The sequence below is a fragment of the Brevundimonas sp. UBA5936 genome (assembly GCA_002430835.1).
GTDB lineage: Bacteria > Pseudomonadota > Alphaproteobacteria > Caulobacterales > Caulobacteraceae > Brevundimonas.
Window position 1 is genome coordinate 1 of record DJDA01000030.1, and the last position, 16604, is coordinate 16604.

Sequence of the window (16604 nt, forward strand, 5' to 3'; positions counted from 1 at the left end):
TGGCCGGGGTCGACACGATCTCGCGCTTCGGCCAGGCCTTCAACGACAACCGCTATTTCCACATCACCTGGTTGGTCCTGCCGGTGATCGGTCTGTTGGAGCGCGCGGGCCTGCAGGAGCGCGCGCGTGACCTGGTGACCAAGGTCAAGGCGGCGACCGCCGGGCGGGTCGACAGCCAGTACAACGTCGCCCAGCTGCTGGAGAAGGGCGACCAGGGCGTGGCCCCCAATCGGGTCGAGGCGTTCAAGTGGTACATGATCGCGGCGCGGCGCGGCGACCAGCAGGCCCTGGCCTCGGTGCAGCGCCTGACCTCGGGCCTGTCGGCGGCCGATCGCCGCACGGCGCGCGAGGCCGCCGACGCCTTTACCGCGCCGGCCGCCTGATCGGCGCACGACGCGTTCAACCGGGGGTGGCGGTTCGCCGCAGGGGCCGCTAAGACCGGAAGCCTAGTCGCCTTTCCGGCGCCGATTGCCTGTCCTTCCAGCCGAAGGCGCGTGCCGTGGATATTTACCTGCCGATCGCCGAAGTCTCGGTGAACTGGCCGCTCCTGGTTCTGCTGGGGGCGCTGGTTGGATTCGTGTCCGGTCTGTTCGGCATCGGCGGCGGTTTCCTGATGGCGCCGGTTCTGGTCTTTCTGGGCATCCCGCCGACGGTGGCGGTGGCCAGCCAGGCCAGCCACGTCGTCGCCTCCTCGACCTCGGGCGTCATCCGCTATTCAGGCATGAAGGCGGTCGATTATCGCATCGGCGGCATCATGGCTGTCGGCGGGGCGCTGGGCGCCGTGCTGGGCGTCGAGCTGTTCCGCTATCTGCGCCTGCTGGGTCAAGCCGACCTGGTGGTGGCCTTGTCCTATCTGCTGTTCCTGGGCTCGATCGGCAGCATGATGCTGTACGAAAGCCTGACGCAGATCCTGCACCGCGTCCGGGGCGAGACGCCGCCGCGCAAGGAACGTCGCCGCCCCATGTGGCTGTACGGCCTGCCGTTCAAGATGCGTTTCCCGCGCTCGGGTCTCTACATCAGCGCCATTCCGCCGTTCGGCCTGGGCGTGTTTGCAGGGATTTTGTCGGCCATCATGGGGGTGGGCGGCGGCTTCATCCTGGTGCCGGCCATGCTCTATGTGCTGCGGATGAAGGCCAGCGTGGTGGTCGGCACCAGCCTGTTCCAGATCATCATCACCACGGCCATCACCACCGTGCTTCAGGCCGGGCGCAACCAGACGGTGGACATCGTCCTGTCGACCATCCTGCTGCTGGGCGGGGTGGTGGGGGCCCAGTACGGTGCCAAGCTGTCGGGTCGGTTCCGCGCCGAGGAAATGCGTGCGGCGCTGGGGCTGATCGTCCTGCTGGTCGGCATCCAGATGGGGCTGGAGCTGTTCGTGCGGCCCAGCGACCTGTTCCTGCTGGCGCCGGGGGTGGCGGACTGATGTTCCAGATCCTGCCGCCGGAGCCGCCGCCCGTCGTCGCCGCGCCCGAGATCATCATCGAACGCTCCGCCGCCACGACCGAAGACGTGCGGGTCGCCGCCGCCCTGACAGACGCGCGGGTGGATGTGGACTCAGGCTTCAAGGGCGCTTCGATCGTCCTCTACGGCGCCGTGTTCAATCCGACCGACACGCCCGCCGACGTGGTGGTGGTGGTGCGCGGCCCCGACGCCCCGGTCCGCCTGGTCAAGAAGACGCGCAACATGGGGGTCTGGCTGAACAGCCGCCCGGTGCTGTTCGAAGGGGCACCCGGTTTCTACATGACCGCCTCGACGCGGCCGCTGAGCGACATCGCCGACTTCGGCCAGTTGCGCCGCCTGGGCGTGGGTGTCGATCACCTGCGCATCGATGCGCCGGAAGAAGCCCGCACCGTCACCCGCTACGGCGTGCGCGACGTGGTCATCAGCCGTCTGGGCGAGGACTATCTGGACTGGCGCCGCGCCGTCATCCGGTTGAAGGAGGCGGCGGCTCTCTATGATACGGACCCCAAGGGGGTGGAGTTCGTCGATCGGGGCCTGTTCCGCGCCGAGGTCAAGCTGCCCGCCGTGGCCCCGACGGGGAAGTATTACGCCGAGGTCTGGCTGTTTCAGGAGGGGACGCCGGTGTCGGTGTCCAACATGACCCTGACCGTCGAAAAGGTGGGGCTGGAGCGCGATATCTATGAGTTCGCCCACAACCGCCCTTGGAGCTACGGCGTGCTGTGCGTGCTGCTGGCGGCGATGACGGGCTATGCGGCGTCGCGGGTGTTCCGGAGTAGATAGGCCCTTTCCCGCTCATCCCGGCGGACGCCGGGAACCAGTGAGAACCACGCGCTCCGCCTTTGAAGAAGGTCAAGACTTCCACGCGCGCGGATGCAGCCAAAGAACTGGGTCCCGGCGTCCGCCGGGATGAGCGGGAGTAGAGGGCGCGCTCAAGCAGCGAGCGACCGCGTCGCGAGCGTAGTGCAAAAAGAAAGGGCGGCCTGCGAAGGCCGCCCTTTCCGTTTCCGTCTGAAGCCGAGCCTCAGGCCGCCTTCTTCTCCGGCGCGAAGCGGCCGTAGAAGGTTTCGTCCTTGGCGGCCATGTCGCGCAGAAGCTGCGGAACCTTGAAGCGGTCGCCGTATTTGGCGGCCAGTTCGTCGGCCTTGGCCACGAAGGCCTTCAGTCCGGTCTGGTCCATGAAGGTGATGGGGCCGCCGGTCCAGGGCGCGAAGCCCCAGCCCAGAATGGCGCCCAGGTCGCCCTCGCGCGGGTCGTCGATGACGCCCTCTTCCCAGCAACGGGCCACTTCCACCGCCTGGCGGTACAGCAGGCGGGTCTTCAGCTCGTCGATGGCCTTGAACGCCTCGGGGCTCTCGCCGAAGGCGTCGCCCTTGGTGGTCGGGGCCAGTTCGGCCAGACCCGGCCAGATGACCTTGGGCTTCTGGTCGTAGTCGTAGAAGCCCTTGCCGTTCTTGCGGCCGTAGCGGCCCTGCTCGACCATGGTGGCGACGATCTGTTCGCCTTCGGTCGGAACGTATTCAGCGCCCAGATCCTCCCGGGTCTGTTTGGCGATCTTGTACGACAGGTCCAGCGCCACGTCGTCGTGCATCTCCAGCGGGCCGCGCGGCATGCCGGTCATACGGCCGACGTTGTCGATCAGCACGGGCGAATAGCCCTCTTCCAGCATGGCCATGCCTTCCATCAGGAAGGTGGAGAAGCAGCGCGAGGTGTAGAAGCCGCGGCTGTCGTTGACGACGATCGGCGTCTTCTTGATCTTCAGGACATAGTCCAGCGCCTTGGCCAGGGCCGCGTCGCCGGTCTTTTCGCCCATGATGATCTCGACCAGCATCATCTTGTCGACGGGCGAGAAGAAGTGGATGCCGATGAAGTCTTCCGGCCGCACGCTGGCCTCGGCCAGGCCCGAGATCGGCAGGGTCGAGGTGTTGGAGCCGAACACGGCGCCCTCAGCCAACTGGGCCTCGGCGCGCTTGGTGACGTCGGCCTTGATCTCGCGGTTCTCGAACACGGCCTCGATGACCAGGTCCGAACCCTTGATCAGGTCATAGTCCGTCGTCGCCGTGACCAGGGCCAGGGTGGCGTCGAACTTCTCCTGGGTCATCTGACCGCGCGACAGGCGCTTCTTCAGCAGTTCCTCGACGTGGGCCTTGCCCTTGTCGGCGGCTTCCTGGGTCTGGTCGATCAGCACGGTCTCGATGCCGGCCATGACCTGCACATAGGCCACGCCCGCGCCCATCATGCCGGCGCCCAGGACGCTGACTTTCTTGGGATCAGACTTGGGCACGCCCGCGGGGCGCACGGCGCCCTTGTCCAGTTCCTGCTTGGACAGGAACAGGCTGCGGATCATCGCCTGGGCCTGCGGCGTCATCAGGGTCTTGATGAAGTAGCGCGTCTCGATGCGCAGGCCCGCCTCGATCGGCACCTGCACGCCTTCATAGACGGCCTTCATCATGTTCAGCACGGCCGGATAGTTGCCGTAGGACTGCTTGCGCAGGATGGCGTTGCCCATGATGAAGACCTGGGCGCCCGCCGGGTGGTAGGGGCCGCCGCCGGGGATCTTGAACTTGGGGTCGTCCCAGGGCTGGACGGCCTTGCCGCCGGCCTTGATCCAGGCCTTGGCGGCCTCGACCGACTGGCCCTTCTCGACGACCTCATGGACGACGCCGGCGCCCTTGGCGTCGTTCGGGCGCCAGGACTTGCCCTCGGCCATCTGCATCAGGGCGGTCTGCACCCCGATCAGGCGCGTCAGGCGCTGGGTGCCGCCGCCGCCGGGGAAGAGGCCGACCTTGATCTCGGGCAGGCCCAGCTGAATCTTCGGGTCGTTCTCGACGACGCGATAGTGGCAGGCCAGGGTGAACTCCAACCCGCCGCCCAGCGCCAGACCGTTGATGGCCGCCGCCACGGGCTTGCCCGAGGTTTCCAGCGCGCGGAAGGCGCCGTTCAGCGCCCAGCCGGTGTCGAACGCCTTCTGCAGGTCGCCGCCGCCGGCCAGCATGCCTGCGGCCATGTCGCCCAGGTCCGCCCCGGCGCAGAAGCCGGTCGTCTTGCCCGAGGTCAGGACCACGCCCTTGATGGCGTCGTCGGTCTTGATCTTTTCGACCAGGGCCGGGATCTCGGCGATTACGGCCGAGGTCAGGGTGTTCATCGAACGGCCCGGCACGTCGAAGGCGACCGTGGCGATGCCGTCGGCGTCGATGTCGATCTTGAAGTTTTCCATAGTCATTCGCTCCCGGATCAGACGCGTTCGATGACGGTGGCGGTGCCCATGCCGCCGCCGATGCACAGGGTGGCCAGGGCCGTCGACTTGTTCGAGCGCTCCAGCTCGTCCAGCACCGTGCCCAGGATCATGGCGCCGGTGGCGCCCAGGGGGTGGCCCATGGCGATGGCGCCGCCGCAGACGTTGATCTTGTCGTGCGGAATATCGAGCGCCTGCATGTAGCGCAGCACCACGGCCGCGAAGGCCTCGTTCAGTTCATACAGGTCGATGTCGCCCGGCTGCATGCCGAGCTTGCCCAGCAGCTTGCGGGTGACGGGCTCGGGGCCCGTCAGCATGATCGACGGTTCGGAGCCGATCGAGGCGCCGCCCAGGATCTTCGCGCGGGGCTTCAGGCCCAGGGCCTCGCCCATCTCCTTGGAGCCGACCAGGATGCCCGCCGCGCCGTCGACGATGCCGGACGAGTTGCCCGGCGTGTGGACGTGGTTGACGCCCGCCGCCTCGGGGTAGCGCTGGTTGATCACGGCGTCGAAGCCCATGCCGCCCATCATGACGAAGGAGGGGTTCAGCCCGCCCAGGGTCTGCATGTCCGTCTTCGGACGAATGGTCTCGTCACGGTCCAGCTGGGTCAGGCCGAGCTGGTTCTTGACCGCGATCACCGATCGATCGAAGCGGCGCTCGGCCCAGGACTGGGCGGCGCGCTTGTGGCTTTCGACCGAATAGGCGTCCACGTCGTCGCGGCTGAAGCCGTATTTGGTGGCGATCATGTCGGCCGAGACGCCCTGCGGCACGAAATAGGTCGGGAAGGCCGCCGAGGGATCGGTCGGCCAGGCGCCGCCGTCGGAACCCATCGGCACGCGGCTCATGGCCTCGACGCCGCCGCCGACGGCCATGTCGGCCTCGCCGGACTTCACCTTGGCGGCGGCCATGTTCACGGCTTCAAGACCCGAGGCGCAGAAGCGGTTGATCTGCACGCCCGCCGTCTCCTGGCCCCAGCCGGCCGACAGCACGGCGGTGCGGGCGATGTCCGAGCCCTGCTCGCCGACCGGCGACACCACGCCCAGGATCACGTCATCGACCTTGGAAGTGTCCAGGCCGTTGCGGTCGCGCAGGGCTTCCAGAACCTGGGTCGCCAGGCTCAGGGCCGTGATCTCGTGCAGGCTGCCGTCCTTCTTGCCCTTGCCGCGCGGGGTGCGCACGGCGTCGTAGATGTAGGCGTCGGCCATGGAGCGTCTCTCTTCTTTTGTGTCCCTACCGTTCGCTGCGCGGCAGCGAACTGCATGAGGGACGGTTTTCTGGTGTCCCTATCGCTCGGCGCGCGACGCCTCGCTGCATGAGGGACGGTTGTCGTCTTGGTTGGGAGGCGGTGGGCGGACGGATCCGATCATCGCGTCTGGAATTGAAACTCAGGTCGTTAGAAAGCCGACGTTTACGTCAACGTCAAGTAACAAGGCGCGTGAGGTCGTCGGATGTGAAAAGGGCGGGCCGTTGTGCGCGGCCCGCCCTGTCTTCTTAGCCTCAGCGGCGCGCCAACCGCACCAGCTTGCCGTTCTCCTCGTCGGTGACGACCCAGACGGCGCCGTCAGACCCGACCGCCACGTCGCGTATGCGCTCGCCCAGGCCGGTCAGCAGCCGCTCTTCGCCGCCCACGCGGCCGTCCTGCAGCACCAGGCGAACCAGATGCTTGCCGCCCAGGCCGCCGATCAGGGCGTTCCCCTTCCAGTCGGGGAACATGGCGCCGTCGTAGAAGACCATGCCGCCCGGCGCGATCACCGGATCCCAGTAGTAGACGGGCTGGACGGTGCCTTCCTGCGTCGTCGTGGCGCCGGGGATGGCGTCGCCGCTGTACTCGATGCCGTAGGCTGCGCCCGGCCAGCCGTAGTTGGCGCCCGCCTTCTCCAGGTTCAGCTCGTCGCCGCCGCGCGTGCCGTGCTCGATGCTCCAGACCGCCCCGGTTCCCGGCTGGACGGCGATGCCCTGCGGGTTGCGGTGGCCGTAGGACCAGATTTCGGGCAGGGCTCCTTCGCGGCCGACGAAGGGGTTGTCGGACGGGACCGAGCCGTCGGCGTTGATGCGGATGACCTTGCCGTGGTGCGAGGCCAGGCTCTGGGCCGTCGGCCGCATCGGCTTGTCCGACCGTTCGCCGATGGTGATGTACAGCTTGCCGTCCGGGCCGAAGACCAGGGAGGAGCCGAAATGCTTGTCCCCGTCATAGGTGTCCTTGACCTGGAAGACGACCTGCACGTTCTCGACGCGGCTCAGATCGTCCGACAGGCGGCCGCGGGCCACGGCCGTGCCGTTGCCGCCGTCTCGCGGCTGGGCGTAGGACCAGTAGATCATCCGGTCCTGGGCGAAGGTCGGGCTCAGGATCACGTCCAGCAGGCCGCCCTGGCCGCGCGCCGCCACGGCGGGCAGGCCGCCGATCGGCGCGCCGATCCGGCCCTGGGCGCTGACCACGCGCATCCGGCCGGGCTTCTCCGTCACCAGCCACTGGCCGTCCGGCAGCAGGGCCAGGCCCCAGGGGTGCTCCAGACCCTCGGCCACGACGGCGTGTTGCATGGCAATCGTCGTGCTGACCGACGGCGCGCGGGTCTGGCCTTCGAGCGCCGGCTTCTGGTCCGGGTTGTTGGGCGGGCGGGTCTCGACCGGCGCGCCGGTGGCGGCGGAGGACGGCGCCTCATCCTGACCATTGGCCCCGCAGGCGGCGAGAGCCAGGGCGGCGACGGAAGCGGCGAAGAGGGCGGGGCGCAGCATGGCGGCTCCTGAACAGCGTGGCTTTGAACGGTCAGGATGCAGTGTCGGCGCGCTTTGCGCGAGCCGAAACGCGCCGCGACCGATAGTCCCGCACGAAATCCGCATCGAAGCGGCTTGAACCGGAGAGAAGGCGGCGATATACGCACCCCTCTCGCGCTCAGGGGTCGTTCTCGATCCGGCGCGATGCTCCGTAAGGGGTTGGGTAGCTCAGATGGTTAGAGCGGTGGATTCATAACCCACAGGTCGGCGGTTCGATCCCGCCTCCAACCACCACGGATCTCCTTGAAATCCGATGGGTGCGGCGTCGGGTCTGATGCGGTGATCGGACATGCTTGCGCTTAGCCAACGTCGCCTGTTCGCCTGAGCGGCAATCACGGGTTAGCTGCGGCTGAGCGGGTCGCGCAGTGGCGCGATCAGGCGATGGCTCGCGCAGTTCGAGGCGCGACGGCTGGTTCCAGCTGTATGTCGATGACGTCGCCGCTCGGGACGTATCCTTGCTCGCGTGCGAAGCGCATAGCGCTTTCGACGGTGGCCATCATGTGCGGCGACTGCCGCTCGATTTGATTGTTCACGAGCAGGGCGTATTCATACCAGACGTGAGGTTCGCCCATCGCCGCCGCGCGCGATATGCGAAGGATAACCGCCGTCTGCATTTCCGCCCCTCGAACCTGCCCGTCGGCATCCCTTGCCTCGTGCTATGGCCCAGATCGTTGAACGCTGTCCAGCGAGAACTTGATGTGAGTTTCAAGTCCTTGGCGTTCGCCGAAGTGATGGGTCGTGCGGCGGCGGCAGGGGGACGACGAAACGTCGTTGATGTGCGTTTGAACCTCAGGCGGTTTGGCCCATTGTACTGAGCATGCCTCTCGCTCTTTTCGCCTTTGGCGCCATCATTCTGGCCGTGGTTCTCACCGGGGTCGACCGCGCGGTCACCAGCGAACGGCGACGCCCGCCGGATCGTGATCAGGACGGGGAGCCGGACGAGCCTCATGGCCCGGCGCGAGGCTTGTAGCTGCCGGGCCGGTCGCCCGAATTCAGCCGGAGCGGCGTGAAGTCGTCAGGTCTGCGGAATGCGCGAGGCGCCGCCGGTGATCTTGCAGACGTAGTCGGTCTGCGGGCGGCCGGTCTGACGGCCGGTAGGCGAGATAATGCCGCCGCGCTCGCGGCATTCCGCGTCCAGCTTGTCCATTTCCTGCTGATAGGTCGGCAAGGGGCGGCCTGAGGCGCAAGCGGCGAGCGCCAGCGGGGTGAGGATGGCGGCGGTGAGGAACAGGGTGGCGCGCATGACAATCTCCTTCGACAGGTGAAACGAGCGACGAGGCGCGATGATCTCTCCGAACGTTCCGCCGAGCAAGCGGTTCAGCCTGCCAGAACGCCCAGATGCTCCAGCAGGATCTTCAGGCCCAGCGCGATCAGGGCGACCCCGCCGACCAGCTCGACGATCTTGCCCAGCCGCGTGCCCGCCGCCTTGCCGACCAGCAGGCCCAGCGTCGCCAGGGCGAAGGTGGTGAAGCCGATGCAGGCTGCGATCAGCCAGATGTTGGCGTCCAGCAGGGCCAGGCCGACCCCCACCGCGCCGGCGTCGATCGAGGTGCCGACGGCGGTGGCGACCAGGGCCAGCAGGCCGCGCGACGCGGCCTTGCCGCTGGCGTTTTCCGCCTCGACGGCTTCTTCTTCGCGCTTCAGCGCCTCCCAGATCATCTTGGCCCCGACCGCGCCCAGCAGGCCGAAGGCGATCCAGTGGTCGATCGCCGCGACGAAGCCGGCGGCCGCCACGCCCAGGGCGAAGCCGATCAGGGGGGTGATGGCCTCGATCACGCCGAACACCAGGCCCGAGCGCAGGGCCTGGGACACCGTCGGCCGGTGCTGGGCGCCGCGCCCGATGGCGGCGGCGAAGGCGTCGGCGGACATGCTGACGGACAGGACGGCGATGGCGACGGGGGACATCATGGGAAAACACACTCGGCCGGACGCATGACAGCACGCTCCACGCGCGGGCCGGCCCCGCAGGTGCAGCATGCTGGTCTCGCTAGGCGGAGGTGATCCGCTGATCGCGCCATGCCCCTGAATGACAGGAGGCAAGTGTGTTGACGCGACCCCGGCTGGGATATGCCGGAAGCTACTCCCCAACGGTCGCCCCTCTAACGCCTCGTTCCGAGTCTATCAACCCGCGCATGGCCAAAGGCGACAAGACGCCCCATCTGTGCTAGACGCCGCCGCTTCATTCTTCGCCGCAGGACATCCGACCTTGAGCATTTCGCTCGATCTCTCGCGCGCCAGCGCCCCGGTAAAGACGCCCGTCAACCTCAGCGGTCTGACGCGCGACGAACTGCGCCAGGCCCTGATCGACGCCGAAATCTGTCCGCCCGAAAAGGCCAAGATGCGCGCCTCCCAGGTTTGGCGCTGGATTCACCATTACGGCGTCACCGACTTCGACCTGATGAGCGACGTGGGCAAGGACACGCGCGCCAAGCTGGCCGAGGCCTTCACCCTGGCACGGCCCGAGATCGTCGAGCGTCAGGTGTCGAAGGACGGCACGCGCAAATGGCTGATCCGCACGGCGCCGGGCATTGAGATCGAGACTGTCTACATCCCCGACGTGGGCCGGGCGGGCGCTCTGTGCGTCTCGTCCCAGGTCGGCTGCACCCTGAACTGCACCTTCTGCCACACCGGCACGCAGAAGCTGGTCCGCAATCTGACGACGGCCGAGATCGTGGCTCAGGTCCAGGTGGCCCGCGACGACCTGGACGAGTGGCCCTCGCCCAAGGAAGACCGCCGCCTGTCGAACATCGTCTTCATGGGCATGGGCGAGCCGCTCTACAATCTGGACCACGTCGCCAACGCCATCGACATCATCTCCGACAATGAGGGCATCGCCCTGTCGCGGCGCCGGATCACCGTGTCGACCTCGGGCGTGGTGCCGCAGTTGAACGCCCTGGGCGAGCGCACGGCGGCCATGCTGGCCATCAGCCTGCACGCCACCAACGATCCCTTGCGCGACCAGTTGGTGCCGCTGAACAAGAAGTATCCGCTGGACCAGTTGATGGCCGCCATCCGCGCCTATCCCGGCCTGTCTAACGCGCGCCGGGTGACGTTCGAATACGTCATGCTGAAGGGCGTCAACGACAGCCCGGCCGAGGCGCGCGCCTTGATCAAGCTGATCGAGGGCATTCCGTCCAAGGTGAACCTGATCCCGTTCAACCCCTGGCCCGGCACCGACTATCAGTGCTCGGACTGGAAGACGATCGAGACCTTCGCCGCCATCCTGAACAAGGCCGGCTACGCCTCGCCCATCCGCACCCCGCGCGGCCGCGACATCCTGGCCGCCTGCGGCCAGCTGAAGTCCGAGAGCGAGAAGCAGCGGGCCAGCGCGCGGATCAAGGCTGAGCGCGAAGAGGCCGACGCGGCCTGAGACGCCGACCGTCCGTCTGGACGCTTTGTCCGCCGACTGTGGCGCGGGCGCCCTAGCGGAAGGGCCAAGCTTTCGGGCAAGGGTGTTTTGGTTTCGTTCCCCTTCAGGCTGGGAGGCTAGGGTTCGTCGTCATGGAGACCTCGTCGTTGCCGGGCGTGCTGTCGACGCCTGAACTCCAGGCGTTTGCGACGGGCTTTCCGATCCTGATGCTGCATCTGGCCGTGACCTTCGGCCTGCTGGCGGCGGGGGCGGCGGTCTATGCGCTGCTGACGCCGTGGCGCGAGATCGCCCTGATCCGCCAGGGCAATCCGGCCGCCGCCGTGGCCTTTTCCGGAGTGCTGGTCGGCCTGGCCATTCCGCTGGCGGTGTCCCTGTCGGTGTCGACCTCGATCCGCGACATCGCCATCTGGGGCGTGGCGACAGTGGTGCTGCAACTGCTGGCCTTCCGCGTCGTCGACTTCCTGCTGCACGGCCTGCCGCAACGGATAGAGAAGGGCGAGACCTCCGCCGCCGTGGTCCTGGCCGGGGCCAAGCTGTCGACCGCCTTGATCCTGGCGGCCGCCCTGACGGGTTGAGGGGGCGGCCTTGCGCTTTCCCCACCTTCCTGACTGGACCATCTACGCCGCCGTCATCGGCGTGATCCTGATTGCGTCCCTGAACCGGGGCGAGCGGGCTGATGCGCCGCACGACTTCCATGCCGAAGAACCGACAGGGCCGTTGCTGGGGCCGATCACCCCCTTTGATCCGTCCGTCACCGTCGACACCTCGGACGAGCATGAGCCGGTGTCGGGCACGGCCTTCTCCATCGCCGGGGACGGGCGCTGGATCACTGCGCGCCATGTGGTCGAGGGCTGCCGCAAGCCGGCCCTGGTGATCGACAAGACTCGCGCCCTGGCCGCCGACGTGCGCCTGGCCGCGCGGGCGGACGTGGCCCTGCTGCTGACCGACGGCGGACCGCCCGCCCTGCCGATCGCGCCCCAGGCGCCGCTCTACAAGGGCCAGCGCGCCTTCCACCCCGGCTTCCCTCAGGGGCGGCCGGGCGAGGTGGCCTCGCGCCTGATCGGCCGCGAGACGCTGAAGATACGCGGTCACCGCTCCTATGACGAGCCGGTGCTGGCCTGGGCCGAAGCCGGCCGTACGAGCGGGCTGAAGGGCACCTTGTCGGGTTTGTCGGGCGCGCCGGTGCTGGATCGTCGCGGGCGGGTGCTGGGCGTGACCATCGCCGAGTCGCCCCGGCGCGGCCGTATCTACACCACGGCGCCCGACACCTTCGTCCCCACGGTCGGCGCCCAGCAGCGCGCCGACGAAGCCGCCCTCGGCCAGGCGGTGACGACCCAGAACTACGGCGCCGTCTCCGACCGCCTGCGTCAGGATCTGCGGGTCGCCCAGGTGGTCTGCCTGACGACGTGAATGGAGCCTAGCGCGGCGCGCCGTGATCCTTGACCCATTTCGCCTTGGCGGCGTCGATGTCAGTGCGGGGAAGCTGAGACAGGGGCTCGGCGAACTGCCTCAGCAGGGTGGCGGCGTTGGCGTCGCCGCCTTCTGCGGCCAACTCGACATAGGCCGCGCCCTTGACCGGGTCGCTGGCGCCGCCCTCGCCGACCAGTATCATCATGCCCAGAGCGCGCAGGGCGTGGGCCGAGCCGCTCTCGGCAGTCCGGGCATACAAGAGGCGGGCCTCGGCGGGATCGGGCGTTACGCCTTGGCCCATGGCCAGCATGACCGCCAATGAGATCATGCCGCTTTCGAAGTTCTGTTCCGCGGACTGGCGGACGTAGCGGTACGCCGTTGCGAGGTCGGTAGGCGCTCGGCCGTCTATCAGAAGCATGCCGAGGCTCCATTGGGCGCGCGGGTCTCCGCTGTCCGCCGCAAGGGTCAGGTGGGTGCGAGCGGCGTCGAGGTCGACCGGCACGCCCCAGCCGTACTGGTAGGCGCGACCCAGCAGGAATTGGGCGTCGATATTGCCGGGGTCAGCTCTGACGGCCGTCTGCATCAGCCGAGTCCCTTTTTCGGGATCCTGCTGCACGCCTGTGCCCAAGAGATAGGCCCGGCCCAGAGGATAGGCGGCGACCAGAAGCTCCAGTGCGGCGACGGCTGCAGAGGGATCAGTTTGAAGCAACGCCAAGGCGTCGCCCAGCGGATCTGGCGCGGACGAGAGCGCCTGTCCGGGCGACCCGGCTAACCAGACTGTTCCGGCCGCCAGCAGGGCGATACGTCCTGTTTTCAGCATAGTGCGGTTCTCCGATTTCCAGCTTGGCCGGAAATCGGAGCCGGTGGCAAGCCGCCCTACTTCAGCGTGGCGCTGTCCAGATTGAGTTCGGTCAGCGAAATGACCTCGACGTTCGGATACTTGGCCCTCAGGCCGTCGATGAACTTCGAGGCGTCGCCGACCACGACCAGGCTGGCCCGGTCGGTCGGCAGGTGCTCGGCGAAGGCCGCCTCGACCTGTTGCGGCGTGACCGCGCGGACGCGTCCGGCGTAGTCGGCCAGGTCGCTCATCGGCAGGTCGTAGAGGGCCAGGTTGGCGACCAGGCCGCCCAGGCCGTCGACCGTCTCCAGCGAACGGCCGAAGGCGCCGATCAGGGTGGCGCGGCGCGGAGCCAGTTCGGTCTCGGTCGCCGGGGCGTCGCCCAGCTTGCCGATCTCGGCCAGCATCAGTTCGACCACCTCGGTCGCCGACTCGTTCTTGGTCTGGGTCGAGGCGGTGAAGACGCCCGCGTCCGCCCGCGCGCCCAGCGACGATCCGGCGCCGTAGGACAGGCCCTTCTCGATGCGGATCTTCTGGTTCAGCCGCGAAGAATAGCCGCCGCCCAGCAGGGTGTTGCCGACCGTCAGCGGGAAGAAGTCGGCGTCGGTGCGGCTGACGCCGCGGATGGCGGCGACGACCGCCGCCTGGCCGGCGCCCGGCTGGTCGATGACGACGACGCGCGGGGCCAGCGCCTGGCCCGCCTTGTCGATGGCGGCCGGCGCCGGACCGGCGTCGCGCCAGTCGCCGAAGGCCTCGTCCGCCAGGGCGCGGGCCTCGGCCGGGGTCACGTCGCCCGAGAAGACCAGGGTCGCCTGCGACGGGCGGAAGCGGTCGGAGTGGAACACCGCCACGTCATCGCGCGTCAGGGCGGGGATGCTGTTCACCGTGCCCGAGCCCGGCGCGCCGTAGGGGGCGTCGCCGTAGATCACGCGGCCGACCGACTGGGAGGCGATGGAGCCCGGCTGGCTCAGCGCCACGCGCAGGCCGTCCAGGGTCTGGGACTGCTGACGCTCCAGCTCCTCGGCGGCGAAGGTCGGATTGCGCACCAGATCGGCCATCAGGGTCAGGGTCCGGCCGAACACGTCCTTGGGCGCATTGGCGTAGACGTTGGTGAAGTCGGCCCCCGCGCCTGCGCCGATGCTGGCGCCCAGCTGTTCGATGGCGGTGGCGATTTCCGGGGCCGCCTTGGTCGTCGTGCCCTGGGTCAGCAGGGCAGCGGTCATGGAGGCGACGCCCGGCTTGCCCGCCGGATCGTGGGCCGAGCCGGAGTTGAGGTTCAGTCGCGCGGAAACCAGCGGCAGGCCCTGCGTCGGGGCGACCAGCACGCGCAGGCCGTTGTCCAGACGGAAGTCGGCGATGGCCGGGGTGGCGGGCGACACCTCAGGCCCCGGCTGGGGCAGGCGGGCGCGCTCGGCCTCCGGCAGCAGGACGGCGACCGGGCCGGCCGGGGCCAGGGACGCGACCGTGACGGGGGCGTCGACGTTCTTCTTCTGCTCGCTGGGCGCATTGGCGTCGTCGGCGGGCAGGTAGTTGATGGTGATCTGGCGCTGCGGCGTCAGATAGCGGCGGGCCACGCGCTGCACGTCGGCGGCGGTGACGGCCTGGATCTCGGCGATCTCGCGGTCGGCGGCGGTCGCGTCGCCGGTCATGATCAGCGCCATGCCCAGCGTCGTGGCGCGGTCGTCGATGCTTTCACGGCCGCGCAGGGCGTCGGCGACCAGCTCGTTCTTGGCCTCGGCCAGTTCGGCGGCGGTGACGGGCTCGTCGCGCAGGCGCGCGATCTCGGCCTCCAGCGCGGCCTTGCCGGTCTCGACCGTCTCGCCGCCCGCCATGATGGCGTAGGCCGCCAGATTGCCCGCCTGCTGGGCGAAATCGGGATTGGAGCCGGCCGAGGCGGCGATCTGCTTGTCATAGACCAGCGAGCGGTACAGGCGGCTGCTTTCCCCGGTCGACAGGATGCCGTCCAGCACCGTCAGGGCCGCGCGATCGGCGTCCTTATAGGCCACGGTGTTCCACGCCAGGGCCACGGCGGGCAGGGGCACGTTCGGCGCGTAATAGGTGGCGGTGCGCGGGCCGGTCGGCTCGGGCTCTTTCACATCATTGGCGGGCATGGGCGTCGACGGACGCTTCAGCGGGGCGAAGTACTCGTCGACCCAGCCGTCCAACTGCGCCTGATCGAAATTGCCCGCCACGATCAGCATGGCGTTGTCCGGCCGGTAGTAGGTGGCGTGGAAACGCAGCACGTCGTCCAGGGTCGCGGCGTCCAGCTCCTCGATCGAGCCGATGCCGGGGCGGCGATAGGGGTGGTCCTGATAGATGGTCTCGGGCGTGAATAGGCCGAACAGACGGCCATAGGGGCTGGCCAGGATGCGCTGGCGGTATTCCTCCTTCACCACGTCGCGTTCGGAGGCGAAGTTCGCCTCATCGACGACCAGCGAGCCCATTCGGTCGGCTTCGGCGAACAGGATGCGCTGCAGGTGGTTGGCCGGGACGACCTCGTAATAGGCGGTCACGTCGTCGGCGGTGAAGGCGTTGTTGAAGCCGCCGACGTCTTCGGTCAGACGATCGAACGTCTCGGACGGCATGTTCTTCGTCGCCTTGAACAACAGGTGTTCGAACAGGTGGGCGAAGCCCGAACGGCCCGCCGGATCGTCCTTGGACCCCACGCGATACCAGACCTGGACCGTGACGTTGGAGGTCGAGGCGTCGCGCGCCGTATAGACCTCCATGCCGTTGGCCAGCACCCGCTTGGCGAAGCCCAGCGGCGGCACCTCGACCCCGCCCTGGGCGGTAGACGCGGCGGGGAGCGGGGGCTTAGCCCGGGCCGGGGCGGCGGCGGGCAGGCCGAGCAGCAGCGCCGAGACGCAAGCGGGCAAGATCAGGCGAGTATGCATGAGGGGCGGCTTACCAACGCCCGCAGTCGAAGAAACGGGCGCTGAGAGCCTAGCAGGGCAAGGAGCCGCCGCGCACCTTACGGAGCTGTAATGAAAAGGTCGGAGCCTCTACCGCCCGAACACCTCGACGCCTACGCCGCCGTCGGTCGCCAGCCAGGCGCGCTTCATGCCCTGGCTGTTGTAGGGCTGGGCGATGTTCCCTTCGCGGTCCAGGGCGATCAGGCCGCCGTCGCCGCCCAGGGCGCCGATGCGGTCGATGACGGCTTGCGACGCCTCGGCCAGCGTCTGGCCCGCCGCCACGCCGAAGGCGGTGCGCGCGGCGGCGGCGACGCGGATGAAATACTCGCCCTGGCCGGTGCAGGAGACGGCGGCGTGCTCGTCGGCCCAGGTTCCGGCGGCGGGGATGGGGGTGTCGCCGACGCGGCCCGGCATCTTGCCGAACACGCCCGCCGTCGAGGTGGCGGCGGCCAGGCGTCCCTGGCTGTCCAGCACGCAGCAGCCGACGGTGCCGTGGCTTAGGCCGCTGGGCGGATGGTTGTCCTCGCCCTGACCGGCGCGGGTGTACCAGGCCTCGGGGTCTTCGACGCGCGCCAGACCCTGTTCGGCGGCGAAGCGGGCGGCGCCGTT

At 68.5% G+C, this 16604-nt stretch carries 15 protein-coding genes, 1 tRNA gene and 1 riboswitch; of the genes, 7 read left to right on the forward strand and 9 right to left on the reverse strand.

The features are described from left to right. The 3 genes from B2Y21_RS02715 to B2Y21_RS02725 all read left to right on the forward strand — a co-directional run. Nucleotides 1-383: 5-oxoproline transporter, DUF969 family subunit (locus B2Y21_RS02715; RefSeq protein WP_292056692.1), on the forward strand; the 383-nt coding region annotated here is incomplete at its 5' end. Nucleotides 384-499: 116 nt separating this feature from the next. Further along, entirely contained in the window at nt 500-1423 is a 924-nt protein-coding gene (locus B2Y21_RS02720; RefSeq protein WP_087138814.1) for a sulfite exporter TauE/SafE family protein, read from the forward strand. Further along, entirely contained in the window at nt 1423-2241 is an 819-nt protein-coding gene (locus B2Y21_RS02725) for a TIGR02186 family protein (protein WP_292056695.1), read from the forward strand. Before B2Y21_RS02720 ends, B2Y21_RS02725 begins: the two co-directional genes overlap by 1 nt. Before the next feature lie 241 nt (nt 2242-2482). Here the strand turns inward: B2Y21_RS02725 and B2Y21_RS02730 are convergent, their stop codons facing one another. From B2Y21_RS02730 to B2Y21_RS02740, 3 genes are all read right to left on the reverse strand, one after another. Next, nucleotides 2483-4675: a 3-hydroxyacyl-CoA dehydrogenase NAD-binding domain-containing protein gene (locus tag B2Y21_RS02730; RefSeq protein ID WP_292056717.1), complete on the reverse strand. Its 2193-nt coding sequence runs from the start codon at nt 4673-4675 to the stop codon at nt 2483-2485. Between the two features lie 17 nt (nt 4676-4692). Then, nucleotides 4693-5898 (reverse strand): acetyl-CoA C-acetyltransferase, encoded by a 1206-nt coding sequence (locus B2Y21_RS02735; protein ID WP_292056697.1) that lies wholly within the window; start codon nt 5896-5898, stop codon nt 4693-4695. A gap of 292 nt (nt 5899-6190) precedes the next feature. Further along, nucleotides 6191-7423: a PQQ-dependent sugar dehydrogenase gene (locus tag B2Y21_RS02740; RefSeq protein WP_292056719.1), complete on the reverse strand. Its 1233-nt coding sequence runs from the start codon at nt 7421-7423 to the stop codon at nt 6191-6193. 199 nt (nt 7424-7622) lie between these two features. Here B2Y21_RS02740 and B2Y21_RS02745 point away from each other — a divergent pair. Beyond that, nucleotides 7623-7699, forward strand: a tRNA-Met gene (locus tag B2Y21_RS02745). 140 nt (nt 7700-7839) lie between these two features. Here the strand turns inward: B2Y21_RS02745 and B2Y21_RS02750 are convergent. The 3 genes from B2Y21_RS02750 to B2Y21_RS02760 form a co-directional block, all read right to left on the reverse strand. After that, nucleotides 7840-8079 carry a hypothetical protein gene (locus B2Y21_RS02750; protein ID WP_292056698.1) on the reverse strand — a complete coding sequence of 80 codons (240 nt, stop codon included), beginning with the start codon at nt 8077-8079 and terminating at the stop codon, nt 7840-7842. A 401-nt stretch (nt 8080-8480) separates the two neighbouring features. Next, a complete protein-coding gene (locus B2Y21_RS02755) occupies nt 8481-8708 on the reverse strand; it encodes a hypothetical protein (RefSeq protein ID WP_292056700.1) in 228 nt (75 codons plus the stop codon). A 74-nt stretch (nt 8709-8782) separates the two neighbouring features. After that, on the reverse strand, nt 8783-9373 hold the full coding sequence (locus tag B2Y21_RS02760) for a manganese efflux pump MntP family protein (RefSeq protein ID WP_292056702.1): 591 nt from the start codon (nt 9371-9373) through the stop codon (nt 8783-8785). A 4-nt stretch (nt 9374-9377) separates the two neighbouring features. Further along, nucleotides 9378-9553, reverse strand: a riboswitch (yybP-ykoY riboswitch). 118 nt (nt 9554-9671) lie between these two features. On the opposite strand from B2Y21_RS02760, the gene rlmN reads away from it, so the two are divergent. The 3 genes from rlmN to B2Y21_RS02775 all read left to right on the forward strand — a co-directional run bounded on the left by rlmN (nt 9672) and on the right by B2Y21_RS02775 (nt 12245). Continuing rightward, nucleotides 9672-10835 carry a 23S rRNA (adenine(2503)-C(2))-methyltransferase RlmN gene (gene rlmN, locus B2Y21_RS02765; protein ID WP_292056704.1) on the forward strand — a complete coding sequence of 388 codons (1164 nt, stop codon included), beginning with the start codon at nt 9672-9674 and terminating at the stop codon, nt 10833-10835. A 131-nt stretch (nt 10836-10966) separates the two neighbouring features. Further along, nucleotides 10967-11410, forward strand: a complete 444-nt coding sequence (locus B2Y21_RS02770; RefSeq protein ID WP_003166326.1) for a DUF350 domain-containing protein — start codon at nt 10967-10969, stop codon at nt 11408-11410. A gap of 10 nt (nt 11411-11420) precedes the next feature. Continuing rightward, nucleotides 11421-12245: a S1 family peptidase gene (locus tag B2Y21_RS02775; protein ID WP_125900355.1), complete on the forward strand. Its 825-nt coding sequence runs from the start codon at nt 11421-11423 to the stop codon at nt 12243-12245. A 7-nt stretch (nt 12246-12252) separates the two neighbouring features. Here B2Y21_RS02775 and B2Y21_RS02780 read toward each other — a convergent pair whose 3' ends face one another. The 3 genes from B2Y21_RS02780 to B2Y21_RS02790 form a co-directional block, all read right to left on the reverse strand. Further along, on the reverse strand, nt 12253-13065 hold the full coding sequence (locus B2Y21_RS02780) for a tetratricopeptide repeat protein (protein WP_292056709.1): 813 nt from the start codon (nt 13063-13065) through the stop codon (nt 12253-12255). Between the two features lie 56 nt (nt 13066-13121). Further along, entirely contained in the window at nt 13122-15977 is a 2856-nt protein-coding gene (locus B2Y21_RS02785) for a M16 family metallopeptidase (protein WP_292056712.1), read from the reverse strand. A 108-nt stretch (nt 15978-16085) separates the two neighbouring features. After that, a partial coding sequence (locus B2Y21_RS02790; protein ID WP_292056715.1) for an isoaspartyl peptidase/L-asparaginase occupies nt 16086-16604 on the reverse strand: 519 nt, incomplete at its 5' end.

Bases quoted from the DNA above. Each gene is read 5' to 3' on its own strand.
- B2Y21_RS02750 (WP_292056698.1), bottom strand. From the start codon at position 8,079: ATGCAGACGGCGGTTATCCTTCGCATATCGCGCGCGGCGGCGATGGGC.
- B2Y21_RS02725 (WP_292056695.1), top strand. From the start codon at position 1,423: ATGTTCCAGATCCTGCCGCCGGAGCCGCCGCCCGTCGTCGCCGCGCCC.
- B2Y21_RS02730 (WP_292056717.1), bottom strand. From the start codon at position 4,675: ATGGAAAACTTCAAGATCGACATCGACGCCGACGGCATCGCCACGGTC.
- B2Y21_RS02780 (WP_292056709.1), bottom strand. From the start codon at position 13,065: ATGCTGAAAACAGGACGTATCGCCCTGCTGGCGGCCGGAACAGTCTGG.
- B2Y21_RS02755 (WP_292056700.1), bottom strand. From the start codon at position 8,708: ATGCGCGCCACCCTGTTCCTCACCGCCGCCATCCTCACCCCGCTGGCG.
- B2Y21_RS02760 (WP_292056702.1), bottom strand. From the start codon at position 9,373: ATGATGTCCCCCGTCGCCATCGCCGTCCTGTCCGTCAGCATGTCCGCC.
- B2Y21_RS02785 (WP_292056712.1), bottom strand. From the start codon at position 15,977: ATGCATACTCGCCTGATCTTGCCCGCTTGCGTCTCGGCGCTGCTGCTC.
- B2Y21_RS02770 (WP_003166326.1), top strand. From the start codon at position 10,967: ATGGAGACCTCGTCGTTGCCGGGCGTGCTGTCGACGCCTGAACTCCAG.
- B2Y21_RS02735 (WP_292056697.1), bottom strand. From the start codon at position 5,898: ATGGCCGACGCCTACATCTACGACGCCGTGCGCACCCCGCGCGGCAAG.